The organism is Alterirhizorhabdus solaris (assembly GCF_007785815.1).
In the GTDB taxonomy this organism is placed as follows: Bacteria; Pseudomonadota; Alphaproteobacteria; order Sphingomonadales; family Sphingomonadaceae; genus Alterirhizorhabdus; species Alterirhizorhabdus solaris.
In genome coordinates this window covers 1-10,149 of the sequence record NZ_VNIM01000128.1, presented here as the reverse complement: position 1 = coordinate 10,149, position 10,149 = coordinate 1, and the positions used below count along the sequence as shown (strand labels likewise).

The 10,149-nt window shown below is 69.8% G+C and carries 9 protein-coding genes; 6 read left to right on the top strand and 3 right to left on the bottom strand.

Annotated elements, in window-relative coordinates; genetic code table 11:
• Window positions 1-46 precede the first annotated feature (46 nt).
• A complete protein-coding gene (locus tag FOY91_RS19330; protein WP_145155399.1) occupies window positions 47-712 on the top strand; it encodes a haloacid dehalogenase type II in 666 nt (221 codons plus the stop codon).
• Between the two features lie 5 nt (window positions 713-717).
• Window positions 718-1,434: a cupin domain-containing protein gene (locus tag FOY91_RS19325; RefSeq protein ID WP_145155397.1), complete on the top strand. Its 717-nt coding sequence runs from the start codon at window positions 718-720 to the stop codon at window positions 1,432-1,434.
• Between the two features lie 103 nt (window positions 1,435-1,537).
• Here FOY91_RS19325 and FOY91_RS19320 read toward each other — a convergent pair whose 3' ends face one another.
• The 3 genes from FOY91_RS19320 to FOY91_RS19310 are packed head-to-tail and all read right to left on the bottom strand — an operon-like array spanning window position 1,538 to window position 4,997.
• Window positions 1,538-2,602: a tartrate dehydrogenase gene (locus tag FOY91_RS19320; protein WP_145155395.1), complete on the bottom strand. Its 1,065-nt coding sequence runs from the start codon at window positions 2,600-2,602 to the stop codon at window positions 1,538-1,540.
• 56 nt (window positions 2,603-2,658) lie between these two features.
• Window positions 2,659-4,128: an NAD-dependent succinate-semialdehyde dehydrogenase gene (locus FOY91_RS19315; RefSeq protein WP_145155393.1), complete on the bottom strand. Its 1,470-nt coding sequence runs from the start codon at window positions 4,126-4,128 to the stop codon at window positions 2,659-2,661.
• Window positions 4,128-4,997, bottom strand: coding sequence for a GNAT family N-acetyltransferase (locus tag FOY91_RS19310; protein ID WP_203234636.1), 870 nt, complete (start codon window positions 4,995-4,997; stop codon window positions 4,128-4,130). The genes FOY91_RS19315 and FOY91_RS19310 overlap by 1 nt, the downstream gene beginning before the upstream one ends.
• 195 nt (window positions 4,998-5,192) lie before the next feature.
• Here FOY91_RS19310 and FOY91_RS19305 point away from each other — a divergent pair, with 195 nt between their 5' ends.
• From FOY91_RS19305 to FOY91_RS19290, 4 genes are all read left to right on the top strand, one after another.
• The gene (locus tag FOY91_RS19305) at window positions 5,193-6,287 is read left to right on the top strand and encodes an NAD(P)/FAD-dependent oxidoreductase (protein WP_145155391.1); all 1,095 of its coding nucleotides are present in this window, start codon (window positions 5,193-5,195) and stop codon (window positions 6,285-6,287) included.
• Between the two features lie 190 nt (window positions 6,288-6,477).
• The gene (locus tag FOY91_RS19300) at window positions 6,478-7,755 is read left to right on the top strand and encodes an NAD(P)/FAD-dependent oxidoreductase (protein WP_145155389.1); all 1,278 of its coding nucleotides are present in this window, start codon (window positions 6,478-6,480) and stop codon (window positions 7,753-7,755) included.
• Window positions 7,752-9,314: an ABC transporter substrate-binding protein gene (locus FOY91_RS19295; protein ID WP_238995798.1), complete on the top strand. Its 1,563-nt coding sequence runs from the start codon at window positions 7,752-7,754 to the stop codon at window positions 9,312-9,314. The genes FOY91_RS19300 and FOY91_RS19295 overlap by 4 nt, the downstream gene beginning before the upstream one ends.
• A partial coding sequence (locus FOY91_RS19290) for an ABC transporter permease (RefSeq protein ID WP_145155385.1) occupies window positions 9,311-10,149 on the top strand: 839 nt, incomplete at its 3' end. The genes FOY91_RS19295 and FOY91_RS19290, both read left to right, overlap by 4 nt.

Here is a 10,149-nt window from a genome sequence, read left to right as displayed (position 1 = left end):
CGGCTAAGGTGTGTCCTCCGCTCGCGGCTCCATCAAGGGGGATCCCATGTCCTTGCGTCCGAAATACATCTCGTTCGATTGCTACGGCACGCTCATCTATTTCGAGATGGCCCCGGTCGCGCGCCGACTCTACGCCGATCGCGTCGCCGCCGCCGACATGGACGCGTTCGTCGCCGATTTCTCCGCCTACCGGCTCGACGAGGTGCTGGGCGCCTGGAAGCCATACCGCGATGTAGTGGAAAATTCGCTCCGCCGTACCTGCGCCAGGGCGAACGTCGAGTATCGCGACAGCGACGCGGCGGCGGTCTATGCCGCCGTGCCGACGTGGGGCCCGCACCCCGACGTGGTGGAGCCGCTGAAGCGCGTGGCGGCGGAATATCCGCTGGTGATCCTGTCCAACTCGATGAAGGACCTGATCCCGGCCAGCGTGACCGCCCTTCAGGCCCCGTTCCACGCCGTTTACACCGCGGAGGAAGCGCAGGCCTACAAGCCGCGGATGCAGGCGTTCGAATATATGCTCGACCAGCTCGGCTGCGCGCCGGAGGAGATGCTCCACGTCTCGTCCAGCATGCGCTACGACCAGATGACCGCGCACGACATGGGCTTCGGCGCGCGGGCCTACGTCAATCGTGGGCACGAACCGGCCAACCCCTATTACAGCACGCACGAGATCACCGACATCGGTGGCCTGCCCGGTCTGGTGGGGCTGTGAACGCCATGAGCGACGTGGCCGAGACGGTCCGCAGCTTCGTCGACCTGCGCGCCTTCGCCGCCGATGCCGGGCCGGTGCCGGCGGGTGATTGGCTCTCCGCGCGGGTCGCGCTGCCGTTGCCGGGGGGGCCGGTGACGCTCGACCTGCTGGCGCTGGACGGCGGCGCGGGCACGGCCGATCCGCTGCCGGGCGACGAGTTCGTCCTCGTGATCGCGGGCGCGCTGGCGATCCAGCACGATGGCGGCGCGATCAGCCTCGGGCAGAACGAGAGCGGCGTGCTGCCGGGCGGCGGCGGTTTCCGCTGGACGGCGGCGCCGGCCACCCGCGCGATCGTGATGCGCTGCACCAGCGGGCCGGCGGGTGCCGAAGCTCCGCTGATCGTCGACGAAGCCGCGCCGCTCGCCCCCTCGGGGGCGCCGCTGGCGGACCTGCTGGTCGGCCCGACGCCGGCCTGCCGCAGCGTGACCGATTATCGCTCGGCCAACGGCGAATTCATGGTCGGCACATGGGACTCAACCCCCTACCACCGCCTGCCGATGCGCTATCGCCATTACGAGCTGATGCACCTGTTGCAGGGCGCGGTGACGTTCGTGGACGAGGCGGGCCGTGCGGGCACGTTCGCCACCGGCGATATCTTCCTGATCGAGCAGGGCGCGATGTGCTCGTGGGACAGCCGCGAGCAGGTGAAGAAGGTGTACGCGATCTACCGCCCGGCGGCGTGATCCCGTCAGCATGAGGAAAGGGCCGGGGGAGCGATCCCCCGGCCCTTCCTTTGTGCATCGCTGCCGATGGCCGGACGAGGGCGGCAGCCCCCGCCCCGCCCGGTCAGAGCGCGTCGGCGATCATCCGCCCGCACGCCACCGTATCGGCGGTGCCGCCCAGATCGCGGGTGCGGCCCTCCGGCGTCGCCAGCACCGTCTCGATCGCGCGGACGATCGCCGCGGCGGCTTCGGTCTCGCCGATATGCTCCAGCATCATCGCCACCGTCCAGATCATGCCCACCGGGTTGGCGATGCCCTTGCCGGCGATATCGGGGGCAGAGCCATGAACCGGCTCGAACAGCGAGGCCACCGAGCGATCGGGGTTGATGTTGCCGCACGGCGCCACCCCGATCGTGCCGGTGCAGGCCGGGCCGAGATCGGAGAGGATGTCGCCGAACAGGTTGGAGGCGACGACCACGTCGAACCGGTCGGGGTTCATCACGAACTGCGCGCACAGGATGTCGATGTGATATTTGTCGCTGCGGATCTCGGGATATTGCGCCGCCATCGCCTCCACCCGGCCGTCCCAATAGGGCATGGTGATGGCGATGCCGTTCGACTTGGTGGCGGAGGTGACGTGCTTCTTCCCGCGCGTCATCGCCAGATCATAGGCGTAGCGCAGGATGCGATCGACGCCGACGCGCGTCATCACCGTCTCCTGGATCACCACCTCGCGATCGGTGCCGGGGAAGGCGGTGCCGCCGATGGCGCTGTATTCGCCCTCGGTATTCTCGCGCACCACCATGAAGTCGATGTCGCCCGGCTTGCGCCCGGCCAGCGGGCACGGCACGCCCGGCATCAGCCGCACCGGCCGCAGGTTGACGTACTGGTCGTATTCCCGGCGGAACTGGATCAGCGATTCCCACAGCGAGATGTGGTCGGGCACGATATCCGGCCAGCCGACCGCGCCGAACAGGATGGCGGAAGGGTTGCCGATCCGCGCCTTCCAGTCCTCCGGCATCATCCGGCCGTGCTCGGCATAATAGCCGCAATGCGCGAAATCGTGGTGCTGCTGGTCCACGGTGAAGCCGAACTTCGCCGCGGCCTTCTCCAATACGCGCAGGCCCTCGGGCATCACCTCGGTGCCGATGCCGTCACCGGGGAGGACCGCGATCGTATAGTGGGGCATGATGGCTCCTTGAGATTCTTCCAGGAAATCCGCTCATTCTGAGGAGCGGATGTACGTCAGAGCTTCAGCCCGCCCCAGTGGAACGCCTTGGTTTCGAGATACTCCTCGATCCCCGCGCGCCCGCCCTCGCGGCCCAGGCCCGATTGCTTGATGCCGCCGAACGGGGCCATCTCCATCGCAACGGTGCCGGTGTTGAGGCCGACCATGCCGAAGTCGAGCGCCTCGGCCACGCGCCACGCGCGGTGCAGGTTGTCGGTATAGAAATAGCTGGCGAGGCCGAACGGGGTGGCGTTGGCGATGGCGATCGCCTCGGCCTCCTCCTCGAAACGGAACACGGGGGCGATCGGGCCGAACGTCTCCTCGGTCGCCAGCCGCATGTCCGTGGTGGCGCCGGTCAGCAGCACGGGGCGCGAGAAGCGGGTTTCGTCGTGGGCGAAGTCGGCGGCGGCAGCCACGCTTGCCCCCTTCGCCAGCGCGTCCGCCAGATGCCCCGCCACCTTGGCGGTGGCGGCGGCGTTGATGAGCGGGCCGATGGTGGCCCCGGCCCGTCGCCCGTCCGCCACGGTGAGCGCGCGCACCGCCGCGCCCAGCCGCTCGACGAAGCGATCGTGGATGCCGGCCTGCACGAGGATGCGGTTGGCGCACACGCAGGTCTGCCCGGCGTTGCGGAACTTGCTCATCATCGCGCCGGCCACCGCCATGTCGAGGTCGGCGTCGTCGAACACGATGAAGGGCGCGTTGCCGCCCAGCTCGAAGCTCAGCCGTTTCAGCGTAGGGGCGGACTGCTCCATCAACAGCGCGCCGACGCGGGTGGAGCCGGTGAAGCTGATCTTGCGCACCGTCTCGCTGGCGGTGAGTTCCGCGCCGATATCGGCGGGCAGGCCCGTCACGATGTTCAGCACGCCGTCGGGCACACCGGCCTGCCGCGCCAGCTCCACCAGCGCGATCGCACTGAACGGGGTCAGCTCCGATGGCTTGACCACCACGGTGCAGCCCGCCGCCAGCGCCGGGGCGCATTTGCGGGTAATCATCGCCGCCGGGAAATTCCACGGCGTGATCGCCGCGCACACGCCCACCGGCTCCTTGAGCGCCAGCACGCGGCGGTCGGCGGTCGGCGCTGGCACGTCATAGCCGCCGATGCGGCGGCCTTCCTCGGCGAACCATTTCACGAAGGTGGCGGCGTAGCGGATCTCGCCTTCCGCCTCGGCGGTGGGCTTGCCCTGCTCGGCGGTCATGATCCGACCGAGATCGGCGACGTTGGCGAGAATCAGGTCGTGCCACCGCTCCAGGATGGCGGCACGCTCGCCCGCAGTGCGCCGGCGCCACGGGCCGTAGGCGGCGGCGGCCGCGTCGATCGCGGCGCGCGCGTCGGCAGCGTCACCGGCCGGCACGGTGCCGATCGTCTCGCCGGTCGCCGGATCCTCGACGGGAACCGTGCCGCCGCCCGAGGCGGCCATCCATTCCCCGCCGATCCGCATCCGCTCGATGAACAGATCGGGCCGCGTCAGCCCCGCGATGCCGCCCATCAGCCCAGCGCCTGGCTGACGATGGCGAAGGAATGCGCCGGCCCCGTGGGCACAGGCGGCTCCCCCTTCACCATCGTGACGACGCGACCGACGCGGACGAGGCCCAGCTCGTCCAGCCACTCGCCCAGCCGGCTCTCGCCGGTGATGTCCAGCCGGGTGAACTTGCCCGCGCGCGAGCCGACCCAGTGCGAGATCAGCGCGCGCGCCCGGTGCGGATCGGGCGCCACCACCGGCCCCACCACATAGCCGCGCCCGAAGCGGCGGAACAGCGCCACGCCCAGCAGCTCGCCCTCGCGGTCGATCACCACGCCGCGCGCCTTCTTCAGCAGCGCCGCCATCAGCGCGGGCCGGTGCAGCCCGGTCGCGCCCTCCACCAGCGCGGCCACGCGGTCGGCGTCGCGCAGGCCCACCGGGCGCAACCGTTCCCCCGCCTCCAGCGGCACGATCGGTACGGAGAAGGCGGCACCCTGATGCTGCAATATCTCGGACACGCCCTGGAACCCCAGCTTGCGGTACAGCGGCAGGCCGTCGTCGGTCGCGTTCAGCAGGATCGTGCGGTCGCCGATCGCATCGAGCACCGCCTCCATCACGATCCGGCCGATGCCGGCGCCGCGATGGGTGCGCGAGACGATGACGATGCCGAGCGTCGCCACCTTGTCGCCGCAGGGCCACCAGATGGTGGTGCCGACGATCTTCCCGCCCATCTCAGCGACGATGCCGTGCCCCAGCGCCAGCATCGGCGCGAGGTCGTCGACGCGGTGCGGCCATTTCTCCGCCTTGGAAAGCGCGTGGACGGCGGGAATATCCCCCTCCTCCATCGCCCGCAGGCTCATCCGGTTGTCGGGCACCGTGTCGGGCAAGGCCGCCATCGACCATCCTCCTCATTCATTCCGGCCGGGCCGGACCATCACCAGCACCAGATAGCCCGACATCGCTGGCATGGACTGCCGCGATGCGGCGGAGTGTCGGGGCGATGTCCTCGATTGGCGGCACGATCTGCCATATCCTGCCGGGAAGCGCCGCCTATCCTCGCCTATCGAGCCTGTCTCTGAAGGAGGAATGCCTTGGCCCGGATCATCATCGTCGGCGCCGGTGTCGTCGGCCTCTCCACCGCTCGCGCCGCCCGCGCCAAAGGGCATGACGTGGTGCTGATCGAGCGCGGTCCGATCCCCAACCCGCTCGCCTCATCGTGGGATTCGCACCGCATGATCCGCCATCACTACGGCGATGCGGCCGGCTACACAGTGATGGTGCACGATGCGTTCGACGCGTGGGACCGGCTGTGGGCCGATCTCGGCGCGACGCATTTCGTCGATACCGGCGCGATCGCCATCGCCGAGAAGGACGGCGATTACGCGCATCGCACGCTCGCCACCTTCCGCAGCACCGGCTTGCAGCACGACGTGCTGGATGCGGCCGCCCTGTCGGTGCTGTGCCCGCAATATCGCCTGACCGACGAATCGTTCGGCGTGGTGGGTGGCCGCGCAGGGCCGCTGTTCGCCGATCGCATCGTCGCCGGCCTGGCCGATCTGGTGGCGCGCATGGGGGTGGAGCTGATGCCCGACACCACGGTCGCCACGGTCGATCCCGCCGCCGCGTCCGTCACGCTGGCGGACGGGCGGACGATCGCGGGCGATGCGCTGGTGGTGGCGGCCGGCGCCTGGGGCGGGCGGCTGGTGCCGGCCTTTGCCGGGCATCCGGTGATGCGGCAGGCGCTGTGCTACGTCACCCCGCCGCCGGCCTATGCGAAGGCGTGGAACGAAGGCCCGGCGCTCGTCGCCTATGGCGACAACGGCGGCTATACCCTGCCCGGCGTCTGCGGCACGGACCTGAAGTTCGGCTATGGCGCGCATCGCCGACCGGCCGATCCCGATGGCGGCGTCGCCAGCCCCGAAGGGGAGGCGCAGGCGATCCTCGCCGGCTTCGGCCGTTTCGTGAAGGACATCGGGGCGTATGTGCCGCTGCGCGTGCAGGTGGGCTATTACATGATGGACACCAGCCGCCGCTTCCGCATCGAGACGGAAGGCCGCATGATCGCGGTGGGCAATTGCGACGGACAGATGTTCAAGTTCGGCCCGCTGATGGGCGAGCGCGTGATCGCCACGATCGAGGGCGCCGTCAGCCGTCCCGACCTGAAGAGCTGGGCGGCGGGCGAATGAGGTGGCCGGGCGGACGCGGCAAAGTCTGCGGTCTGCCCGGTGAGTTCGGCACGATGCGCCTGCGGCATCATCTGCCGCGTGGCGACAATGCCGGGGGCATGGCCGAAGATCATAGCATACCGAAGGCCGGGAACGGGCCGATGACCGGGGGACAGGCGATGGCGATCAGGCAGCACGGGAGGACCGGACGATGAAGCTCGAGTCCTTCTGGACCGATACCGCGCCGCGCTTTGCCGGGGCATCGGATGCACCCTTGCCGCGCAAGGCCTCGGTCGTGGTGGTCGGCGGCGGCTTCACCGGCCTCGCCGCTGCCCGCGCGCTGGCGATGGCCGGCACCGACGTGGTGCTGGTGGAGGCCGGGCGCGTGGCGGGCGAGGCCTCGGGCCGCAACGGCGGGCAGTGCAACAACGGGCTGGCCGGCGATCTGGGCGGTTTGGCGGCGAAGATCGGCATGGACGCCGCGCGAGCGCTGTATCACGCGTTCGACGAGGGCGTGGACCGGGTCGAGGCGATCGTCCGCGACGAGCAGATCCAGTGCGATTTCGTCCGCAACGGCAAGCTGAAGCTGGCCGACAAGCCCGAGCATGGCGAAAAGCTGGGCAAGACCGCCGAGATGCTGGCGCGCGAGGTGGAGCCGAACCTCCGCCTGATCGACAAGGCCGACCTGCACCGCGAGATCGGCTCCGACCAGTTCCACGGCGGCATCGTGTTCCCGCGCAGCGCCTCGCTTCACATGGGCAGGTTCGCGGCGGGGCTGGCGGAGGCGGCGGTGCGCCACGGCGCGGTGCTGCACGAGCAGGCCGGCGTCACCGCGATCACGAAAATACCCGGCGGGCGGCACCGGATCGAGACGGCGAAAGGACCGATCGAGGCGGATGCCGTGCTGCTGGCCACCGGCGCCTCGATGAAGGGGCCGTTCGGCTGGATGCGGCGGCGGATCGTGCCGATCGGCAGCTTCATCGTGGCGACGCAACCGCTGCGCCCGGGCCAGGTGGCGCGGCTGATGCCGGGGCGACGCAATTGCTCCACCACGCGCAACGTGGGCAACTATTTCCGCCTCACCGCCGACGACCGGCTGATCTTCGGCGGCCGCGCCCGCTTCGCCCTCTCCTCGCCGCGCAGCGACCTCAAGAGCGGCAAGGTGCTGGAAGCGGGGATGGCGCGTATCTTTCCCGAGCTTGCCGACTTCCCGATCGACTATACCTGGGGCGGCATCGTCGACATGACGGCGGACCGGATGCCGCGCGCGGGCGAGCGGGACGGAATTTTCTACTCGACCGGCTACAGCGGCCACGGCACCCAGATGTCGGTGCTGATGGGCGAGCGGATGGCGCGGGTGATCGCGGGCGACGCCGCCGCGAACCCGTGGGCGAACCTGAAGTGGCCGGCGATCCCCGGTCATTTCGGCACGCCGTGGTTCCTGCCGCTGGTCGGTGCCTATTACCGTTATCAGGACTGGCGCCGGTGAAGGTGGCGGCCTTCCCGGCGCCGGACCGGCGCGGTGCGCTGCGTCTGCTGGGCGCGGGCGCGCTCGCGGCCGGCCTGCCGCTGGGGCTAGGCGCCTGCGGTTTCGCCACGCCGCCGAAGCCGGTGAAGGGCGGGCGGCTGCGCGTGGCCACGCCGGCCAGCTCCACCGCCGACACGATTGATCCGGCCAGGCAGACGGTCGTCACCGATTACTGCCGCTGCCACATGTTCTACGACGGGCTGACGAGGCTGGACGCCCATTCGCGCGCCGAGCCGGCGCTGGCCGAGGCGATCGACAGCAGCGACGCACGCATCTGGACGGTGAAGCTGCGCCCGGGCGTACGCTTCCACGACGGCAAGCCGCTCACCGCCGACGACGTGGTGTATTCGATCCGCCGCCACAAGGATCCGGCGATCGGATCGAAGGCGGCGGCCTTCGCCGGCCAGTTCGCCGACGTGCGGGCGATGGGCAGCGATGCGGTACGGATCACGCTGACCGGGCCGAACGCCGACCTGCCGGTGATCCTGGGCCTGCCTCAGTTCCAGATCGTCCGCGCCGGCACTACCGATTTCGCCACCGCCAACGGCACGGGCGCGTTCCGCTGCGTCGAGTTCCAGCCCGGCGTGCGATCGGTGGCGGCGCGCAACGAGGACTATTGGCGCGGCCCGGTGCATCTGGGCGAGGTCGAGCTGTTCTCGATCGCCGACGACAGCGCGCGGGTGAACGCGCTGCTCTCGGGCGACGTCGACCTCATCAACTCGGTCAACCCGCGCATCAGCCGCCACATCCGCAAGGCCGGCTTCGGCGTGCTCGAAACGAAGACGGGCGGCTATACCGATCTCGTCATCCGGCTCGATCGCGCGCCCGGCAACAACCCCGATTTCGTGGCGGGCATGAAGCTGCTGATGGACCGCCCGGCGATGCGCGACGCGGTGTTTCGCGGCTATGCCACGATCGCCAACGATCAGCCGATCCCGCCGACCAACCCCTATTTCGCCACCGACCTGCCGCAGCGCGCGTTCGACCCCGAGCGTGCCGCCTACCATTTCCGCAAGGCCGGGATGGCCGGCGCCACGATCCCGCTGGTCTCCTCCACCGCCGCCGAGAAGTCGGACGATCTGGGCGTGGTGATGCAGCAGGCGGCACGCCGCGCGGGCATCACGCTCGATCTGCGCCGGGCGCCGGCCGACGGCTACTGGACGAACAGCTGGATGAAGGTGCCGATGGGCTTCGGCAACGTGAACCCGCGCCCCACCGCCGACATCATCTTCACGCAGTTCTTCTCCTCGGACGGGCCGTGGAACGAGAGCGCGTGGCACGACGCCCGCTTCGACCGGCTGCTGCTGGAAGCGCGCGGCAGCACCGACGAGGGCGTCCGCCGCGCGATCTACGGCGAGATGCAGCATCGCATCCACGACGGCTCGGGCGTAGGCATCCCGCTGTTTCTCAGCCTGCTCGACGCGCACAGCCCGAAGGTGAAGGGCCTGCGGCCGATGCCGAGCGGCGGGCTGATGGGCTATGATTTCGCCTCCCACGTCTGGCTGGACGAAAAGGCATGAACCCGCAGGTCATCAGCCTGATCGCGCGGCGGATCGGCATCTCGCTCGCCACGCTGCTGCTCGTCTCGTTCGTCGTGTTCGCAGTGTCGCTGCTGATGGAGGGCGACGTGGCCGAGGCGATCCTGGGGCAGAGCGCCACGCCGGAAGCGGTGGCCGGCCTGCGCGCCGCGATGCACCTCGATGAGCCGGCGTACCTGCGCTACCTGCGCTGGCTGGGCGGCGTGCTGACGGGCGACGCCGGCACTTCGCTCGTCACCGGCACGCCGGTGTCCGCATTGCTCGCCGCGCGGCTGCCCAACTCGCTGCTGCTCGCCGGGCTGACGACCCTGTTCTCGGTGCCTATCGCGCTGGGGCTGGGCATTGCCTCGGCGGTGAAGCGGGGGTCCACGTTCGATCGCGTGGTCAGCTTCGTCGCCATCGCGGTCGTCTCGGTGCCCGAGTTCCTGATCGCCACGCTGGCGGTGATGCTGTTCGCCGTCACCCTGCGCTGGCTGCCGGCACTGTCTTCCACCCGCGAGATCTACTCGCTGTGGGACATGGCGCGGGTGTTCGCGATGCCGGTGCTCAGCCTGTCCTGCGTGGTGATCGCGCAGATGGTGCGGATGACGCGCGCCGCGGTGATCGATCAGCTCGACAGCAGCTATGTGGAGGCGGCGCGGCTGAAGGGGGTCAGGCCCATGCGGATCGTGCTGCGCCACGCGCTGCCCAACGCGATCGGCCCGATCGCCACCGCCGTGGCGTTATCGCTGTCGGTCCTGCTCGGGGGAGTCATCGTGGTCGAGATCATCTTCAACTATCCCGGCGTCGCGCGGCTGATGGTGGATGCCGTCGCCAC

What these genes read in the sequence shown, in the direction of transcription:
- FOY91_RS19330 (WP_145155399.1), top strand. Translation starts at nt 47, where the DNA reads ATGTCCTTGCGTCCGAAATACATCTCGTTCGATTGCTACGGCACGCTC.
- FOY91_RS19320 (WP_145155395.1), bottom strand. Translation starts at nt 2,602, where the DNA reads ATGCCCCACTATACGATCGCGGTCCTCCCCGGTGACGGCATCGGCACC.
- FOY91_RS19300 (WP_145155389.1), top strand. Translation starts at nt 6,478, where the DNA reads ATGAAGCTCGAGTCCTTCTGGACCGATACCGCGCCGCGCTTTGCCGGG.
- FOY91_RS19315 (WP_145155393.1), bottom strand. Translation starts at nt 4,128, where the DNA reads ATGGGCGGCATCGCGGGGCTGACGCGGCCCGATCTGTTCATCGAGCGG.
- FOY91_RS19325 (WP_145155397.1), top strand. Translation starts at nt 718, where the DNA reads ATGAGCGACGTGGCCGAGACGGTCCGCAGCTTCGTCGACCTGCGCGCC.
- FOY91_RS19310 (WP_203234636.1), bottom strand. Translation starts at nt 4,997, where the DNA reads ATGGCGGCCTTGCCCGACACGGTGCCCGACAACCGGATGAGCCTGCGG.